This window comes from Butyricicoccus sp. AM05-1, from assembly GCF_003474415.1.
GTDB lineage: Bacteria > Bacillota > Clostridia > Oscillospirales > Butyricicoccaceae > Agathobaculum > Agathobaculum butyriciproducens.
This window is the reverse complement of record NZ_QUDG01000001.1, coordinates 65094-81648: the sequence shown is the minus strand read 5'-3', so window position 1 is coordinate 81648 and position 16555 is coordinate 65094. Positions and strand designations below refer to the sequence as shown.

At 59.9% G+C, this 16555-nt stretch carries 21 protein-coding genes; all 21 read left to right on the top strand.

All coding sequences use genetic code 11. From position 1 onward, the window contains the following. Positions 1–4: 4 nt before the first annotated feature. Positions 5–424 carry a hypothetical protein gene (locus DW088_RS00435; RefSeq protein WP_118358620.1) on the top strand — a complete coding sequence of 140 codons (420 nt, stop codon included), beginning with the start codon at positions 5–7 and terminating at the stop codon, positions 422–424. Next, the gene (locus DW088_RS00430) at positions 417–977 is read left to right on the top strand and encodes a hypothetical protein (protein WP_118358618.1); all 561 of its coding nucleotides are present in this window, start codon (positions 417–419) and stop codon (positions 975–977) included. Before DW088_RS00435 ends, DW088_RS00430 begins: the two co-directional genes overlap by 8 nt. A 112-nt stretch (positions 978–1089) precedes the next feature. Continuing rightward, positions 1090–1791: a hypothetical protein gene (locus DW088_RS00425; RefSeq protein ID WP_118358616.1), complete on the top strand. Its 702-nt coding sequence runs from the start codon at positions 1090–1092 to the stop codon at positions 1789–1791. Then, on the top strand, positions 1788–1976 hold the full coding sequence (locus DW088_RS00420; RefSeq protein WP_147356519.1) for a hypothetical protein: 189 nt from the start codon (positions 1788–1790) through the stop codon (positions 1974–1976). Before DW088_RS00425 ends, DW088_RS00420 begins: the two co-directional genes overlap by 4 nt. Positions 1977–2061: 85 nt before the next feature. Beyond that, a complete protein-coding gene (locus DW088_RS00415; RefSeq protein ID WP_147356518.1) occupies positions 2062–2391 on the top strand; it encodes a hypothetical protein in 330 nt (109 codons plus the stop codon). A 230-nt stretch (positions 2392–2621) separates the two neighbouring features. Beyond that, complete coding sequence (locus DW088_RS00410) at positions 2622–4004, top strand: sodium:solute symporter family protein (protein ID WP_118358612.1); 1383 nt, start codon at positions 2622–2624, stop codon at positions 4002–4004. Further along, on the top strand, positions 4001–4783 hold the full coding sequence (locus tag DW088_RS00405; RefSeq protein ID WP_118358610.1) for a phosphoadenosine phosphosulfate reductase domain-containing protein: 783 nt from the start codon (positions 4001–4003) through the stop codon (positions 4781–4783). The genes DW088_RS00410 and DW088_RS00405 overlap by 4 nt, the downstream gene beginning before the upstream one ends. Beyond that, positions 4780–5385, top strand: a complete 606-nt coding sequence (locus DW088_RS00400; RefSeq protein WP_118358608.1) for a ParB/Srx family N-terminal domain-containing protein — start codon at positions 4780–4782, stop codon at positions 5383–5385. The genes DW088_RS00405 and DW088_RS00400 overlap by 4 nt, the downstream gene beginning before the upstream one ends. Beyond that, the gene (locus tag DW088_RS00395; RefSeq protein ID WP_055270156.1) at positions 5376–6530 is read left to right on the top strand and encodes a phosphoadenosine phosphosulfate reductase domain-containing protein; all 1155 of its coding nucleotides are present in this window, start codon (positions 5376–5378) and stop codon (positions 6528–6530) included. Before DW088_RS00400 ends, DW088_RS00395 begins: the two co-directional genes overlap by 10 nt. Continuing rightward, positions 6523–7047: an IbrB-like domain-containing protein gene (locus tag DW088_RS00390; protein WP_055270154.1), complete on the top strand. Its 525-nt coding sequence runs from the start codon at positions 6523–6525 to the stop codon at positions 7045–7047. Before DW088_RS00395 ends, DW088_RS00390 begins: the two co-directional genes overlap by 8 nt. A gap of 579 nt (positions 7048–7626) precedes the next feature. Next, positions 7627–8196, top strand: a complete 570-nt coding sequence (locus DW088_RS00385) for a hypothetical protein (RefSeq protein ID WP_118358606.1) — start codon at positions 7627–7629, stop codon at positions 8194–8196. Next, positions 8186–10144 (top strand): phage terminase large subunit family protein, encoded by a 1959-nt coding sequence (locus tag DW088_RS00380; protein ID WP_199720388.1) that lies wholly within the window; start codon positions 8186–8188, stop codon positions 10142–10144. Before DW088_RS00385 ends, DW088_RS00380 begins: the two co-directional genes overlap by 11 nt. A 10-nt stretch (positions 10145–10154) precedes the next feature. Next, positions 10155–10409 carry a hypothetical protein gene (locus DW088_RS00375; RefSeq protein ID WP_118358604.1) on the top strand — a complete coding sequence of 85 codons (255 nt, stop codon included), beginning with the start codon at positions 10155–10157 and terminating at the stop codon, positions 10407–10409. Between the two features lie 135 nt (positions 10410–10544). Then, positions 10545–12170, top strand: coding sequence for a phage portal protein (locus DW088_RS00370; RefSeq protein WP_118358602.1), 1626 nt, complete (start codon positions 10545–10547; stop codon positions 12168–12170). Further along, the gene (locus DW088_RS00365; RefSeq protein ID WP_118358600.1) at positions 12160–12360 is read left to right on the top strand and encodes a hypothetical protein; all 201 of its coding nucleotides are present in this window, start codon (positions 12160–12162) and stop codon (positions 12358–12360) included. Before DW088_RS00370 ends, DW088_RS00365 begins: the two co-directional genes overlap by 11 nt. A 5-nt stretch (positions 12361–12365) precedes the next feature. Beyond that, positions 12366–13625, top strand: coding sequence for a head maturation protease, ClpP-related (locus DW088_RS00360; protein ID WP_243029710.1), 1260 nt, complete (start codon positions 12366–12368; stop codon positions 13623–13625). Positions 13626–13629: 4 nt separating this feature from the next. Then, positions 13630–14034, top strand: coding sequence for a head decoration protein (locus DW088_RS00355; protein ID WP_118358596.1), 405 nt, complete (start codon positions 13630–13632; stop codon positions 14032–14034). 14 nt (positions 14035–14048) lie between these two features. Then, on the top strand, positions 14049–15122 hold the full coding sequence (locus DW088_RS00350; protein ID WP_118358594.1) for a major capsid protein: 1074 nt from the start codon (positions 14049–14051) through the stop codon (positions 15120–15122). 23 nt (positions 15123–15145) lie between these two features. Continuing rightward, entirely contained in the window at positions 15146–15619 is a 474-nt protein-coding gene (locus tag DW088_RS00345) for a hypothetical protein (protein ID WP_147356517.1), read from the top strand. Continuing rightward, positions 15616–15984 (top strand): hypothetical protein, encoded by a 369-nt coding sequence (locus DW088_RS00340; RefSeq protein ID WP_118358590.1) that lies wholly within the window; start codon positions 15616–15618, stop codon positions 15982–15984. The genes DW088_RS00345 and DW088_RS00340 overlap by 4 nt, the downstream gene beginning before the upstream one ends. Next, a complete protein-coding gene (locus tag DW088_RS00335; protein ID WP_118358588.1) occupies positions 15981–16553 on the top strand; it encodes a hypothetical protein in 573 nt (190 codons plus the stop codon). The genes DW088_RS00340 and DW088_RS00335 overlap by 4 nt, the downstream gene beginning before the upstream one ends. Positions 16554–16555 lie beyond the last annotated feature (2 nt).

Genomic DNA, 16555 nt, shown 5'->3' with positions numbered 1-16555 from the left:
CAAAATGGCAATTAAGAATTATACCAGCGGCGTGGACATCTACACGAGCCTCGGCGAGATTCAGGGCGCGCTTGCCCGCGCTGGCGCGACAAAAATCATGGTGGACTATGAATCCGGCAAGCCGACAGCGGTCACGTTCGCCATCGAGACCGTAGCCGGTACGAGGGGCTTTCGGCTCCCTGCGGCCGTGGATGGGACATTGCGAGTGTTCGCGGCGCAGAAGATCAAAGCTGACCGCGCACAGGCTGAAAGGACAGCATGGAGGAATATCCGCGACTGGGTGCTGGCGCAGCTTGCCCTTGTGGAATCCTGTGATGTAGCCGTCGATGAAGTGTTCTTCCCGTATCTCACCGACGGAAACGGCAGGACGCTCTATCAGGCGTATGCGACAGGGCAGCTCATGCTGGAGGGCGCAAATGGATAAAAGTGTGCTTATTAGCATCCGCCCGAAGTGGTGCGAGAAGATCGTCAATGGTGAGAAAACCATCGAGGTACGAAAAACGCGACCGAAGCTGCAAACACCGTTCAAGTGCTATATCTATTGCACTATGGATCACCCTTACATTTCTGTGTCCTGCGGGGAACTGGACAAGCTCAACTATCGCACAAATACCGTTTGTCGGTGTAATGGCAAAGTCATCGGGGAATTTACCTGCGACCGCATAGATGGACTTGCCCCAGCAAACGATCCGTATGGCATCTATGACATTGACGATGATTATGTATTCCAGACTTGTCTTGAAAATGGGGCACTATGGGATTATGGACACGGAACACCGCTTTACGGCTGGCACATCTCCGGCCTGCGCATTTATGATATGCCACGCGATCTGGGCGAGTTCCAGCGCGCAACTGACCCGTGCGATTCTTGCCATGCAGAATACACATGGGAATGCACAGGCTGCAAAAAATTGAGCGGTGACATTAAGCGCCCGCCCCAGAGCTGGTGCTATGTGCTGGAGGATTATCATGCTTGAAATTTGCCCCATGGCGCTAAAAAAGGCCAGCGCCTGGGCGTGCAGCAACGGACACTTTCACGGACAATGCACGGCCTGCGGTTGCGTGGTGCCGAAATGAAAAGGAGTTTCTATGGAACGATTTGAAAACCTGCTCGATTTTGTCAATGAGCTGAACGAAACCGGGCGTATTCAGTACGACGATTACAGCCGTCTTTTTGACTTGGTGCAGGAGTTTGCGGGAGCGGAGGAGGCTATCAACGCCGCCGCGACCGATATTGCCGCTCTGCTTTGGCTGAACGGCAACTGCGAATACTGCGAGCATGGAGAGAAAGAGGAATTCAGCGGCGCGAACAGATGGCATTGCCGCCTCGGGAATGGCATAGACTGCCGCCCTGTGTGGCGCGGGGCTGCAACGAAGGCATCTCTGCCGGAGATACACAAGGCAGAGCCGACTTTGCTTCGTGCAAAGCCCAGCCGCGCGGAGACTATGTTCGGGCCGAAAGAGACCTGGGATATCCCTGATAGAGCAGAAGCCGAGGAGACCACGCTGAAGACATACAAGGGATTTCTGCTTATTCGGTGCGCACAGTGCGGAGATTTGCGAGGCTTTTGTGTCAAACAGCCTATCTCGTCTTATCGGTGTGCGGCCTGCGGTGGAGAAACGCCGCTGCACGATCTCACGTCGGCGCACATCCGCTGTAAGTGCGGGAAGAGCTTCAAGTATCGAACGAACATCGAAGAGGACAGTATCACCTACAACTGCCTTTCCTGTGGTGCGCCGGTCGACCTGGCCTATAACAAGAAAGCTCGCGCCTATCAGACGGTGCGGTGATGCTCATTATCACCGTTCACGTCAATGTTCCGGCAGGACAGGCCATTGGCATAAAGGAGCAGATTGCTCAGGATTTGGAGCGATACGGAGATACCCGTGTGGTGTCGGTAGAGGTAGTGCAGCCAACATACCGGCAAATGCAGATTGGAGAGACTGTCAGCCAGCAGGGTGGCAAGAGGAAGTAAGAACAGATTGGGGTGAGCTATTACGACGCTTTCGGAATTGAATCAGCATTTTGAGCTGATAGAGAAACTGGCAAGGGCAAGGGAGATGCTACAGTCCTTGCGTGACGCGGCTTGCCCCGGCGCGGCTGCCCTCACAGGTATGCCGCATACTCCCGGCATAAAGGATAAGGTCGGAGACCTCGCAGCTGAGATCGTGGATATGGATGCGCGTGTCGGCTTTCTGGAGGAAGAGGTCAAGGCCAGCGAGGGGCAGATCATGCCGTTCATTCAAGGCATCGACGATGACCAGACGCGCCTGATCTTCCGGCTGCGCTTCCTGAGAGGGCTCGCATGGAAAGAGGTTGCAGCGGTCATAGGAGGCCGCAATTCGGAAGATTCGGTAAAGATGGTGTGTTACCGCTACCTCGGTAGTTAAAAGCTGTTCTTCGCTGTTGCAACTCGTTTCTTGATATTCCCCGCACCATGTATTAGGATTAGACTCGTAAAATCCTACATAAGCCAGGCGGCCATCCCTCGCGGGGTGGCCGTCATTCGTTTGGGAAGGAGGTTGAGGCCTGCGCGTTACTCCTTGCGCGCCGGTCATGCGCCGGGTCCGATGTTCGCCAGCAGAGGGCAGCGGTGACATCATAAAAGGAGATTTCCAAAATGTTCGGAATTGTCATTCTGGCCGTCTATGCGGTGCTGATGATCGGCGTCACGCTGATGTTCACCCGAAAGACGACCGACGCAGAGGGCTTCCATGTGGCGGACCGGCGCATCGGCTCGGTAATTGCCGCCATGAGCATCGCCGCCACTTGGATTTGGGCTCCCTCACTGTTCACTTCCTCGGAGATGGCCTATACGCGCGGCATCCCGGGGATGTTCTGGTTTACGGTACCGAATGTGCTGTGCCTGATCCTGTTTATCCCCTTTGCAAAAAGGATCCGGGCGCAGTACCCGGAGGGCATCACCTTGACCGGCTACATGGCGGAGCGCTATCACTCCGGCAAGGTCAAGGGCGTCTACTCCTTCCAGCTCGGCGCGCTGGCCGTTCTTTCAACGGCGGTGCAGCTGCTCGCCGGGGGAAAGACGCTGGCTCTCATTACGGGGCTGCCATTCTGGAGCATGACGCTCGCCCTGGCAGCTATCGCATATTCCTACTCCCGCTTCTCCGGACTGAAAGCCTCCATCATCACCGATGTCGTCCAGCTGGGCATTATTCTCATGGGTGGCGCTCTGCTGGTCGTTCTGAGCCTTCGCATGACCGGCGGCTTTGACACGGTACGGGCAGGGCTCGGTGCTGTCTCCGGAGAATATACTTCGCTCACCTCCTCCACGGGCATTGAGGTCCTGCTGGGCTACGGTCTGCCGATGGCTGTCGGTCTGATCTCCGGCCCATTCGGGGATCAGTGCTTCTGGCAGCGAGCTTTCGCAATCAGGCGCGACCGCATCGGCAGATCGTTTTTTGCCGGTGCGCTTTTGTTTGCGCTCGTTCCGATCTGCATGGGAACGGTTGGCTTCCTCGCCGCAGGCTCCGGCTTTGTGGCCAGCGACACCGGCATGGTCAACTTTGAATTCGTTTCCTCGCTGCTTCCGACATGGGTGCTGGTCCCGTTCCTGTTTATGATTATCTCCGGCCTGCTCTCCACAGTGGATAGCAACCTTTGCGCGGCGGCGTCGCTCACGACAGACTGGCTCGGCATTGGGAAGGACACGGTGCAGACTTCGCGCCGCACAATGCTTTGCCTGCTGATCGTGGCTATCGCCATCGCCAACATTCCCGGCCTGACGGTGACATACCTGTTCCTGTTCTACGGAACGCTCCGCGCTTCGACGCTGCTGCCGACGGTCATGACGCTGCTCGGTAAGAAGCTAACGGGCAAAGGCGTTTTTGCCGGTGTGCTGACCGCGCTGTGTGTCGGGCTTCCGATCTTCGCCTACGGCAATCTCGCCGGCATTCCGGCTGTGAAAGCGGCAGGCAGTCTGACGACCGTCCTGTCCAGCGGCCTTGTCGCCGTTATCGCCTCGAGAAAGGCGGTGAAGGCATGAGCCTCGGGAGGAAGCAGAGTATCGACAACAGTGCATGGCTGGAAGCCGTTGCAACTATCGAAGAAGCCGTTTCCCGCGCAGAGCTGGACGAACTTACTGCCGCGACCGTGGCGGACATCAAGGCCGTGACGGCTGGGAAGTGTGCTGCCTACGCATGGAGCGCTGGTAAGGACAGCATTGTCCTTGGCAAACTCTGTGAAGCGGCCGGCGTCACCGATAGCATGATCGGCGTGTGCGACCTGGAATACCCCGCCTTTGCCGCATGGATCGAGGAGCATAAGCCGGCAGGCTGCGAAGTCATCAACACGCATCAGGATATCGACTGGCTGGTGAAGCATCAAGAGATGCTTTTCCCCAAGGACTCCGCCGCGGCCGGACGATGGTTTTCTATCGTGCAGCACCGAGCGCAGCGTGAATACTTCAAGGCGCACGAGCTGGACGTCATCATTCTCGGCCGCCGCCGTGCGGACGGCAATTATGTCGGTCGCAACAGCAATATCTATACCGATGGCAAAGGTGTTACGCGATTCAGCCCGCTCGCTGCGTGGAAGCATGAGCACATCCTTGCCTATATTCACTACCATCAGCTCCCGCTTCCGCCGATCTACGGCTGGAAGAACGGATATCTGTGCGGCACTCACCCGTGGCCCGCCCGCCAATGGACGGGCAGCATCGAGAACGGCTGGCGCGAGGTCTACGATATCGACCCCGGCATCGTCCTTGCGGCAGCTGAAAAGATCGACAGCGCTCGCGCCTTCTTGAAGGAGGTGCAGGCATGAAGGTCATAAAGAAGCCTCTGACCGAGCTGCGGCGACCGGATCGGAATGTCCGAATGCACACCGACAAGCAGCTGAAGGAGTTCCGCCGCTCTGTCGAAATGTTCGGTCAGATCCGCCCCATCGTGGTCGATGAGGACGGCGTTATTCTCGCCGGCAACGGCTTATACGAAACGCTGCTCTCCCTCGGCCGCACAGAAGCGGACTGCTATGTTGTGTCCGGGCTGACTGAGGCAGAGAAGAAAAAGCTCATGCTGGCCGATAACCGCGTCTTTGACCTGGGCGTTGACGATTTGGCTGCGCTGGACGCTTTTATCCTCGACCTGAAAGACGACCTGGACATTCCCGGCTACGAAGAGGATCTTCTCCGTGCGATGGTGATGGAGGCTGACGAAGCCAGCGACGCCCTGCTTGAGTACGGCACCATTGAGCCGGAGCAGGCTGCGGCCATCACCGAGACGCGCGAGAAATACGCCGCCCGGGAAGAAGCTGCTGCGGCGCAGGCTGAGGAAGTCGCACCCGTGCAGAGCGGCGCGGCGTCTTCCACCGAGCCCGCCAAGAGGTTTATCCTCTGCCCGAAATGTGGTGAGCGGATATGGCTGTAAAGCGCATCAGCTCAGACATCGACGTTGTGACTGCGGCGCGCCAGCGGATCAAGAATGTATTTTCCAATGGCGTCCCCGTATACCTCTCATTTTCCGGCGGCAAGGACAGTATCGTTCTTGCCGACCTGACCTATAAGCTGATCCAGGCCGGAGAGATCAATCCCTCGCAATTGACCGTCCTTTTCGTGGACGAGGAGGCAATCTTCGATTCCATTGAAGCGACGACCAAGGCGTGGCGAAAGAAGTTCCTGCTTGCCGGCGCCAAGTTTCAATGGTGGTGCATCGAGGTCAAGCATTTCAGCTGTCTCAATGAGCTGTCCAGCGATGAAACCTTCGTCTGCTGGGATCGACGCAAGCGCGATGTCTGGGTGCGGCAGCCGCCGCCCTTTGCCATCCGCAATCACCCGCAGCTCCGGCCAAGGATCGACAACTATCAATCCTTCCTGCCCCGCGTGACGATGGACGGCATCATGATCACCGGCGTCCGCGCGGCAGAGTCCATTCAGCGGCTCCAATACATGGCGGCACTGAATATGGGCGCGAAGGGCATCACTGGCACGAACACCATCTATCCCATCTACGACTGGAAGACGGCGGACGTCTGGCTGTACCTGCGAGATCAGCGCATCGAAGTCCCCGAGGTCTACCTGCAGATGTATCAGGTCGGCGTCAATCGGAATCAGCTGCGCGTGTCGCAGTTCTTCTCTGTTGATACCGTACCAGTGCTGGTACACCTGGGCGAATACGACCCATCTCTCATGGAGCGCGTCCTTCGGCGCGAGCCGAACGCCTACCTTGCCATGCTGTACTGGGACAGCGAAATGTTCCACCGCACCACAAGGAAGCGCCGGGAGCTGGAGGGCGAGGACACCAAGGACTACCGTGCGCTCCTGAAGGAGATGCTGTTCGTTCGCCCGGGAGACTTCTTCAATACGGAGCATAAGCGCAAGATCGCCAAGCAGTACCGCAAGATGTTCATTCAGATGGACGGAATGGCGCGGCCGCGTGACTACAAGAAAATGTACGGCGGTCTGACTGCTGGAGATCCCAAGCTCCGCACCCTGCGCGCCATCTATCAGGACATATCCTGCGCCTACGCTGATTACGCCAAGCGCTTCCGGAAGGGAGGTGAGGCAAATGGCTGACGCGGATCTGTTCGCCCCGTTATCCTCCCTGCAATGGGTAGACCGGGAGCAGCTCAAGCCCAATGACTACAACCCCAACAAGGTCAACCGTGAGAATCTGAAACTGCTGGTGCAATCGATCATGACCAATGGCTGGACGCTTCCCATCGTTGTGCGTCCCGACTACACCATCATCGACGGCTTTCACCGCTGGACCGTGGCCGGAGAGGAGCCGCTGCACACCATGCTCAAAGGCAAGGTGCCGGTGGTGATCGTGCGGCATGATGACGCGACCGAGGATATTTACGGAACCGTCACACACAACCGCGCTCGTGGTACACATCTGCTTGAGCCGATGAAAGCCATCGTAAAGCGGCTGCTGGACGAGGGCAAGTCCGTTCAGGAGATCGGCAAACAGCTCGGAATGAAACCCGAAGAAGTATTCCGGCTCTCTGATTTCTCGCGTGATGACTTCCTCGGCATGATGACCAAGGGCGTTAAGGGGTATAGCCATGCGGAATTGCTGACGAAGTTATAACACAATACCACAGCCAGGCGCATACATCGCACGAGAGCGGCGTATCTGCGTCTGGCTGTGTTGCTCCCTCCCCCCTCTCGGCATCGTCGCGCTGAGGGCGGGGAAATGCGTTGCAACAGGCGACGACGGCAAAAGGTACTGTGACGACCCCCGCCCCACACGCCGCGGGCTCGCCGACCCCGAAAAAAGCGTAGTTACCAAGGCAAAATTTTGGCATTTCCGTTCCGCTTTGGCATTGCTTTTGGTGCCAAACGCGGCACCTGTGGCGGTACCTGCCGCAATCCCCCATCGCTTTATCCGTCTTTCTCTGCGGAAATGTGGAGGAAGTCCAGATAAAGGCCTCCTATGAAATATAAGACCACACGCGGGATAAGGGCCTCGCACAGAGCTGCTGGTACCAGCCTGTGTGCTCCAGTGCAATTCTGGTGAGTCCCGCATTCGGACATAAAAAAAAGACCCGACTGCTGCAACAGTCAGGTCTTGCGCCCTCAGGCGATATGGAATCTACGATATCAATACCATATCACAATTTACGCAGACAGTCAAGCCGGCTGGACTGCGCAAGGAAGGAGGAGCGCCATGTCTGAAGCTATTGATGTCATTACCGGGGAAACAGAGGTAAGCACGACAGAGCTGGCCTGCGTCCTGGGCATCACAGGACGGCGCATTCGCCAGATGGCGGAGGACGGTCAGCTGCAAAAGGTCAGCAAGGGGCGCTTCCTCCTTGCCGATTCCGTCCAGCGGTATGTTAAGTTCCTGTCTGACGGCCCGATGGACGAAGAGGATAAGAAGCTGGAAAAGACCCGCCGCGTGGCGGAGACGACGATGAAGGCGTCCAAGGCCACCATTGCCAAGCTGGAGGCTGAGGAGCTGAAAGGCAAAATGCACCGGAGCGAGGACGTGGCCGCGATGACTACCGACTTGATCTATGCCATTCGCGGGGCGATGATGGCCCTGCCCGGCCGCCTGGCCGTGGACGTGGCCTCGGCGAACTCCCCAGCGGAGGCCGCCGAGATTATCCGACGCGAGGTCAACAAGGCCGTGCGGGAGCTCTCCAATTACCGCTATGACCCAAAGAAATACGAGGAGCGCGTCCGGGAGCGGAGGGCCTGGGAAGCTGACAGCGGGCGTGATGTCGATGACGGATAAGGAAACGCGCCGGCTCATAGAGGAGAAAGAGGCCCGCGAGCGGGTAAAGAGGCTGAATGCCGTCATCGGGAAAGTCTTGGCCGGCATGAAGCCGCCGGACGACCTGACCGTGACCGAATGGGCGGAGAAGAATCGCCGCCTGTCGGCCGAGAGCTCCGCAGAGCCCGGACCGTGGCGCACCGAGCGCACCCCCTATCTCCGCGAGCCGATGAATGCATGGACCGACCCAAAGATACGGCACATCGTCATGGTGGCTGCGTCCCAGGTCGGCAAGTCTGAATTTCTCAATAACTGCATCGGCTATGTGATCGATCAGGACCCCGGCTCGATCCTGTTTGTCCACCCTACCACCATTGACGCAAAGGAGTATTCCAAGCTCCGCATCGCGCCGATGATCCGCGACTGCCCCACGCTGCGAAAGAAGGTCAGCGACCCCAAGAGCCGTGACAGCGGCAATACCATTCTGCAAAAGACCTACCCCGGAGGCATCCTCACGATGTGCGGCTCCACCGAGGCCCACGCTCTGGCGTCAAAGCCTATCCGCTATGTGCTGGGCGACGAGCGCGACCGCTGGGCGCTGTCCGCCGGTAACGAGGGCGACCCGTGGGATCTGGCGATGGCGCGGCAGACGACATTCTACAACGCAAAAAGCGGTGAGGTGTCCACGCCCACCGTCAAAAACGCCAGCGCCATCGAAGCCGCCTACGCGACCGGCACGATGGAGCGGTGGAAATCCCGCTGCCCTCATTGCGGCGAGTATCACGAGATCCAATGGGCGGACATCCGCTTTGAGCACGACGAGATCATCGTCGCGGGGAAAAAGACCTACAAGGTCCGCAGCGTCTGCTATGCCTGCCCCGGCTGCGGCTGCATCTCCACCGAGGCGGAAATGAAGCGCGCCCCGGCAAGATGGGAGGCGGACAACCCCGCCGCCTATGAGCAGGGCACGCGCTCGTTCTGGCTGAACGCCTTTGTCAGCCAGTGGGCGAGCTGGGAATCCATCATTCTGAAATACCTGAACGCCATCGGCAGTACCCGCAAGATGCAGGTCGTCTACAACACCTGCTTCGGCGAGCTGTGGGAGGATCGCGGAGACCTGGAGGACGAGGACAGTCTGATGGCGCGCCGGGAGGAATACCCGGCTGAGCTGCCGGAGGGCGTGCTTGTTCTGACGGCCGGTGTCGATACCCAGGACGACCGCATGGAATATGAGATCGTCGGCCACGGCCACTTTGGTGAGACCTGGGGCATTGAGAAAGGCATCATCATGGGACGGCCCGACGACGATGCCGTATGGGTGCAGCTGGACGAGCTGGTATTTGACCGCGTTCTGCGCTTTGAGAACGGCGTGGGGCTGAAAATGTCAATGTCCTTTGTGGACGAGGGCGGACACTTCACGCAGGAGGTCCGTATGCAGTGCCGGGCGCGGCTGGGCAAAAAGGTGTTCTGCATCAAGGGTATGCCCGGCAGCGATAAGCCCTACACCGCGCCGCCGAAAAAGCAGAAGATCATCATCAAGCAGACGGCGGTCGGTACCTGCTGGCAATACCAGATCGGTGTTGACTCCGGCAAGGAGGTCATCATGGACAACCTGCGCGTACAGACGCCGGGCGCGAAATATTGTCACTTCCCCAAGCGGGATGACTACGGCTCCGGCTACTTCACGGGGCTGCTCTCCGAGGTCAAGGTCTACGACCCCAACAAAAAGCAGCCGTGGCAGTGGAAGAAGATCCCCGGCCACGAGCGCAACGAGGCGCTGGACTGCCGCAACTATGCGCTGGCGGCGTTCAAGGCGCTTCCTAAGAACCTGGACGAGATAGACAGGCGGCTAAAGGAGGCGGGCGGCGAACGCGCTCCTGCCCCTGTTGCAACGCCTGTCATGCCGCCTCCCGCCGCCAAGCAGAGGCCGAAGCGCAGAAGCGGAAAGAAATACTACGACGATTGGTGAGGTGTCCGATATGGATAAAGTTGAACTGCGGGCGCGGCTGGACTTCTGGCAGAGCGCCCTCTCAAAGCTGCGCGCCGCATATCTGGCTCTTGTGGACGGCGGCGTAAAAAGCTATGTCATCGACGACCGCGAGCTGACGCGCTTCGACCTGCCTGATCTGAAGGACGAGATCGAGGACGCGGAGAAGAAGGTCGACGAACTGCTCGCGGAGCTGAACGGCCGCAAGCCGAGAAAGGCTTTCGGCATCGTTCCACGCGACTGGTGACCTTTTTCGTGAGGTCACGAAAATGATACCGGCAAAGCGCCCGAAAGGGCTTTTTGCACAGGCAGCCTGGCGGAGTTTGCTCCTTTCGCCGCCGGGCGGCCTGTTTTTTATTCCGAAAACGGGAGGCGATAAGCATTGAGCAACAAGAAAGACCGCCGCCGCGCAGCCGCGCCGCAGGCGAAGGGGTACAGCGAAGCCGGGGCCAGCTTGACGCGGCGGGCGCTCAAGGGATTTGTTCCGGACAGCGGCGCTCCCAATGAGGACATCAACCGCAACAACGCCACCCTGCGGCAGAGGGCGCGAATGCTCTACATGGCCGCGCCGGTGGCTACGGCGGCGATCAATACCAACCGCACCAAGGTCATCGGGACGGGGCTGACGCTCAAAGCGTCCGTGGACCGCGAGGTGCTGGGCATCTCCCCGGAGGCGGCGAAGAAGTGGCAGCACGCGGCGGAGATGGAATTCCGGCTGTGGGCAGGGAAAAAGCAGAACTGCGACGCGCTGGGCCTGAACAATTTTGAGAGTTTGCAGCAGCTCGCCCTGAAGTCGTGGCTGCTCAGCGGCGACGTGTTCGCGCTGGTCAAGCGATACCCGGCAACACCACTAAACCCCTATACCCTGCGGCTACACATCGTGGAGGCGGACCGCACCTGCACGCCAAGCGAATATGGCGGCGGTGTCACCATCGGCGGCTTCGTGGAGGGCAAGATCCCCGAGGGAAAGCCCGGCGCAGGCCACAAGGTCTACGACGGCGTGGAGGTGGATGGCAACGGCCGCGTGGTCGCCTATCACATCAGCAACACCTACCCGCACCAGATCACCAGCGAGCCGCAGAAGTGGCAGCGTGTTGAGGCCTACGGCGCCAAGACCGGCCTGCCGAACATTCTCCACATCATGGACAGTGAGCGCCCGGACCAGTACCGCGGCGTTCCTTATCTGGCGCAGGTCATCGAGCCGCTGCTCCAGCTTCGGCGCTATACGGAGTCCGAGCTGATGGCGGCGCTGGTGCAGAGCTTCTTCACTGCATGGATCGAAACGGAGACCGACCCCTCCGATACACCCTTCAACGAGGTCGGCGCAGGAGATATTGCCGGCGTCCCCGCCGAGGTCAACGCGGACGGCGGACCGATGGCGAACAACATCTCCGATGATGACAACGAGTACGAGATGGGACCGGGTACGGTGACGCACCTCGCCCCCGGGGAAAAGGTCAACTTCGGCAATCCGAACATCCCCACCGCTGGCTTCGAGACCTTTGTCAAGACGCTGTGCAAGCTGGTCGGCGCTGCCTTGGAGCTGCCTTACGATGTGCTGATCAAGGAGTTCAACAGCTCCTATTCCGCAAGCCGAGGCGCGCTGCTGGAGGCGTGGGAAGCATTCAAAATGCGCCGGAAGTGGTTTGTGGACGACTTCTGCCAGCCGGTCTATGAGATGTTCCTGGCCGAAGCGGTCGCTCTGGGGCGCATCAACGCCCCCGGCTTCTTCACAGACCCCCTTGTGCGGGAGGCATGGTGCGGCGCGCGCTGGATCGGCCCCGTGCAGGGCAGCCTTGACCCCAAGAAGGAGGCAGAAGCCGCCCTCATGCTGATCGACAACGCCATCAAGACCCACGAGCAGGTCAGCCGCGAAATGAGCGGCGGCGACTGGGAGGAGAACGTGGAGCAGCTGCAGCGTGAAAACGAGCTGCTGACACAGGCAGGAGGCAACAAGGTCACCGTTGTATCGGCATCGCCGAAAGAAGGTGACGGCGATGAAGACTAACTTCGAGCATCTGCAGAGCCTGAATGTGCGGAGCATGGCGCTCGCCATCTGGAACTACGCAAGCGACTACTGCGCCTATTGCCCGAAGAACATGGAGCGCCGCTGCAACGAGAACTGCCGCGAGGGAATCCGCGAGTGGCTGAACAGTCCCTACATTCCGTCAAGCGATATCTGGAAAGAAAAGAGGTAATGCGCATGAGTATTCCGGCAAAGAGAGCTGGGCGAAAGTCTCCCGCCGTCAGCATCTCGAAAAAGGTCTATACGATGGCCACGGTGGACGGCAGTGATGCTGAGATCACCATGTATGGAGACATCTACGAGGAGCAGCCCACGAACTGGTGGGGCGAGCCCGTCGAGGGGCAGTACATCCTGCTCTCCGAGTTTTTGGAGGATCTCAAGCAGATCTCCGGCTGCACGTCCATCACTATCCGCATGAACAGCTACGGCGGCGACGCCGGCGCGTCCAACATGATCCACAACCGCCTGCGGGAGCTGGCGCGGAACGGCACGAAGCTTACCTGCATCGTGGACGGCGTTGCCATGAGCGGCGGCAGTCTTATCATGTGCGCCTGCGATACGGTCAAGGTCAATCCCTCCAGCCTCGTCATGATCCACAAATGCTGGACCTTCCTGTGGGGCGGCTACAACGCCGACGAGCTGCGGGAACAGGCTACCCAGCAGGAGGCGTGGGACAAGATGCAGATGGAGGTCTACACGCGCAAGACCGGGCTGTCGGCCACGGTGATCTCCCACATGATGGCGGACACGACCTATATGACAGGCCGCGAGGCCATCGACAAGGGCTTTGCGGACGAACTGATCGAGGACGCGGAGCCGACCAGCATCGCCGCCAGCGCGGACGGGCGCAGCCTGTTCGTGAACGGGCGGCAGATGCACCTTGCCCCCGGCATGTTCGCGCCGGACAACATTCCCACAGTCACACCCGAGGCCTCCGCCCCGGTTGAGACAGATAAAAACAAGCCGGAAGTCACCGGCGATGAAGGAGGAATTTCCATGACTAAGGAAGAGCTCCGGGCGAAGTACCCGGACGAGATCGCCCAGGTGGAGGCCGACGCCCGTGCTTCCGTCGATCACACCGAGGCGGTCAACACCGCGATCCAGGCCGAGCGTGCGCGTATGCAGGAGATCGACGAGATCTCCGGTCTGCTCGACGCGACGGACGTGCAGCAGGCCAAGTACGGCGACAAGCCCTGCTCTGCTGCCGACCTGCTGATGGCAGCGGCCAAGAACGCCGCCAAGCAGGGCAAGAAGTTTCTGACCGATCTGAAGGACGACAGCGAGGAATCCGGCGCCGAGGGCGTTCCTGCCGCTCCTGCCCCCGCAGTCGAAACGCCCGAGGGCGAAGACGGCGAGAAGAACGACACCCCCGAGGCGCGCATGACCAACGCCCGGAGCATGGTCGCTGACCTGCTGGGCAAGAAGAAGGAGGGCTAAGAACATGATCAATCTGAGTGAAAAGCTCGGCGAGATGACCTTTGACGGTCTGATCACCGACATCAAGCCCGCGCCCGAAGTGCGCGGCGGCGTTATCCGCAAGCTGTCCGCTGCGGCCACGCTCAAGCGCGGCACCATTCTCGCCAAGTCCTCCGGCACGGCCGGCGACGGCAAGCTGGTGGTGCTGGGTACTGCGGCTGTCAGCAACGAAACGCTGACCCCCGATTGCATTCTGTGCGACGACATCGAGGTCGGCACCGCCGCCGACGAGAAGGTAGCTGTCTACACCGCCGGCTGCTTCGACATCGGCAAGGTGACGGTCTCGGCCAGCTACACCATCACCGAGGGTGATAAGGACAACCTGCGTATGCGCGGCATCGTCTTTAAGGCTGCCGCCGCTGCCAACTAAGGAGGGAATCAACAATGGCTGAACTGAATTTCTTCGATACCTATGTGCTGATGGCGATCACCGAGGAGATCGTTCCTCAGCAGACCTTTTTCCGCGACCGCTACTTCCCCACCGGGGAGCGCGACATCTTCGCCTGCGACAAGGTGCTGACCGAGTACCGCAAGGGCGACCGTAAGATGGCGGCGTTCGTCTCCGCCCGCGCCGGTGACATCCCCATGGACCGCATCGGCTATGCCATCCATGAGTACCAGCCTGCTTTCATCGCGCCGTCCCGTCTGCTGACGCTGGATGACCTGACCAAGCGCGGCTTCGGCGAGGCGATCTACGCCAACAGCACCCCTGCCCAGCGCGCGGCGCGTCTGCAGCTGGACGATCTGACCGACATGGACCGCCGAATCGTGCGCCGCGAGGAGTGGATGTGCGCTCAGACCATGATCAACAACGCCTGCACCATGCAGACCTACATCGACGACAAGACCGAGGGTGAGAAGCTGTATGTCAAGTTCTTCGATGACGCCAGCGACCACACCTATACCGTGGCCACCAAGTGGAACGCCACGGGCGGCGACTTCTTCGGCGATGTGAAGGCCATGTGCCGCAAGCTCTCCAAGCGCGGCCTGCGCGCAGCTGACCTCGTTCTCGGCTCCGACACGGCCGACGCGATTTACAGCATCGAAGATGTAAAGACCCGCCTGGATCGCAATAGTGGCATTATTACTGGCACCATCGACCCCAAACTCACGAGTTATGATGGCGTTGTCTATATGGGCCCTCTCAACTTCGGAGGCTTCGTGCTGAACCTGTTCTCTGTGGATGAGAGCTATGTCGACAACAACGGTACCGAGAAGAAGTATTTCCCCGCCACCTCTGCGATGGTCACCGCCCCCGGCTGCGGCCATCTGATGTACGGCCAGATCACCCAGATCGACTACGGCTCCACCGCCTTTGCCAGTCATGCCGCGGCCCGCGTTCCGAAGTTCTCTCTGAACCAGGAGGCGGACATCCGCAAGCTGCGTCTGGGCGCGCGTCCGCTGGCTGCTCCCCACAACTACTGCCCGTACATCTACGCGGCGGAAGTGGTGTCCTGACCCGGCGCGGAAAGGAGACTGCTATGATGAAAATTGAGATCATCTGCGGCACATACGGCTACAGGCCGGAGGGCTCGAAGCACCCCATTCCCATCGACCGCGGCGGTATCTGTGAGGTCTCCGAAGAGGAGGCACAGCGCCTTTTTGCCCTGTGTGTCGCCCGCCCCGCCGAGAAAACGCCCGCTCCCGCCGTTGCAACGCCCCCTGCGGGCGAGGACGGCGGCGGGGCTGGCGCTGACCCATCTAACAGCGGCGAGGGCGCAGAGGGCGCGGAAAGCGCCCATCTTGACCCCGAGCAGCTCAAAACGCTGACCAACGCCAAGCTCACGGAGCTGGCCAAGGAGATGGGCATCGACACCGCTAAGCTCAAGACCAAGGCGCAGCTGATCGCCGCCATTACGGATGTTCCGCTGGAGGACGCGATCGCCGAGGACGACGACGGCGTGGACGACGGCGAAGCGCCCCCTGTGCTGACACCGGAGGTGCCTGTGGTATGAGCGGCTTCAAGGATATGGTCGCCCGCGACAACTTCGGCGTGTTCCTCAACTGCGACGAGTTCGCGGAAAAGCGCACCGTCAAGTATGACGGGGCGACCTACGAGGATATTCCCATCGTCCTCTCCGGTCTGAAGGAGAAGGACCGCCGCCAGCTGATGAGCGACCATGCCCAGGGGCTTTACATCGTTTCCTCCGTTCTCCACTGCGCCCTGTCCGATCTCGGCGGGGTGCAGCCGGAGCGGGGGCAGCGTATCAGGATCAACGACCAGGAGGGCGGCGGAGGCTTCTTCCGGGAGTTCTATGTCGCGTCCTCGGTCTGTGAGATGGGTATGCTGCGCGTGGAATTGGAGGCGGTGGACGAATGAGCTTTATCCGCGTCAACGAGGTCGGCGGCGACAGCCTGGAGCGCGTGAACAAGCTGCTGCACAATATCCCCGGCGGCGTTTACAAAGCGGCGTTCTCCGCGTTGAGGCGCGCCGGAGATACAGCCAAGACCCGCGCCGGACAGTTCGCCGCCGCCGAGTACACCATCAACAAGGGTGAATTCATGCGGAGAGTTCACTCCAAGACCCACATCACAGGCGGTGCGGGAGGCGTGATGGGTATGAGCATCAGTTTCTCCGGCACCGTGCTCCCGCTGCTGACCTTCAACACCACATACAGCCGGGACGGCACCGTGCAGACACAGGTAAAGCGCAACGGCGGAGCCGCGACGCTTCAACACGCATTCGTGGCCCGCATTTTCGGCCCGACTGCCGTTTTCGAGCGCGTCGGCTCTCCGCGCTTTCCTGTGGAGCAGAAGTTTGGTCCGTCTACCGGACACATGATGCGGAACGAAGAAGTCATCGAGAAGATGGACGAAACGATCCGCGACACCTACGAAAAGCGCGTTGAGCATGAAATCCTGCGCGTGCTGAACGGATGGGGAGGCTGATT

Excerpts from the sequence above, each read along its gene's own strand:
- DW088_RS00435 (WP_118358620.1), top strand. The coding sequence starts at position 5 with ATGGCAATTAAGAATTATACCAGCGGCGTGGACATCTACACGAGCCTC.
- DW088_RS00430 (WP_118358618.1), top strand. The coding sequence starts at position 417 with ATGGATAAAAGTGTGCTTATTAGCATCCGCCCGAAGTGGTGCGAGAAG.
- DW088_RS00425 (WP_118358616.1), top strand. The coding sequence starts at position 1,090 with ATGGAACGATTTGAAAACCTGCTCGATTTTGTCAATGAGCTGAACGAA.
- DW088_RS00415 (WP_147356518.1), top strand. The coding sequence starts at position 2,062 with ATGCTACAGTCCTTGCGTGACGCGGCTTGCCCCGGCGCGGCTGCCCTC.
- DW088_RS00410 (WP_118358612.1), top strand. The coding sequence starts at position 2,622 with ATGTTCGGAATTGTCATTCTGGCCGTCTATGCGGTGCTGATGATCGGC.
- DW088_RS00405 (WP_118358610.1), top strand. The coding sequence starts at position 4,001 with ATGAGCCTCGGGAGGAAGCAGAGTATCGACAACAGTGCATGGCTGGAA.
- DW088_RS00400 (WP_118358608.1), top strand. The coding sequence starts at position 4,780 with ATGAAGGTCATAAAGAAGCCTCTGACCGAGCTGCGGCGACCGGATCGG.
- DW088_RS00395 (WP_055270156.1), top strand. The coding sequence starts at position 5,376 with ATGGCTGTAAAGCGCATCAGCTCAGACATCGACGTTGTGACTGCGGCG.
- DW088_RS00390 (WP_055270154.1), top strand. The coding sequence starts at position 6,523 with ATGGCTGACGCGGATCTGTTCGCCCCGTTATCCTCCCTGCAATGGGTA.
- DW088_RS00385 (WP_118358606.1), top strand. The coding sequence starts at position 7,627 with ATGTCTGAAGCTATTGATGTCATTACCGGGGAAACAGAGGTAAGCACG.
- DW088_RS00380 (WP_199720388.1), top strand. The coding sequence starts at position 8,186 with ATGACGGATAAGGAAACGCGCCGGCTCATAGAGGAGAAAGAGGCCCGC.
- DW088_RS00375 (WP_118358604.1), top strand. The coding sequence starts at position 10,155 with ATGGATAAAGTTGAACTGCGGGCGCGGCTGGACTTCTGGCAGAGCGCC.
- DW088_RS00365 (WP_118358600.1), top strand. The coding sequence starts at position 12,160 with ATGAAGACTAACTTCGAGCATCTGCAGAGCCTGAATGTGCGGAGCATG.
- DW088_RS00360 (WP_243029710.1), top strand. The coding sequence starts at position 12,366 with ATGAGTATTCCGGCAAAGAGAGCTGGGCGAAAGTCTCCCGCCGTCAGC.
- DW088_RS00355 (WP_118358596.1), top strand. The coding sequence starts at position 13,630 with ATGATCAATCTGAGTGAAAAGCTCGGCGAGATGACCTTTGACGGTCTG.
- DW088_RS00350 (WP_118358594.1), top strand. The coding sequence starts at position 14,049 with ATGGCTGAACTGAATTTCTTCGATACCTATGTGCTGATGGCGATCACC.
- DW088_RS00345 (WP_147356517.1), top strand. The coding sequence starts at position 15,146 with ATGATGAAAATTGAGATCATCTGCGGCACATACGGCTACAGGCCGGAG.
- DW088_RS00340 (WP_118358590.1), top strand. The coding sequence starts at position 15,616 with ATGAGCGGCTTCAAGGATATGGTCGCCCGCGACAACTTCGGCGTGTTC.
- DW088_RS00335 (WP_118358588.1), top strand. The coding sequence starts at position 15,981 with ATGAGCTTTATCCGCGTCAACGAGGTCGGCGGCGACAGCCTGGAGCGC.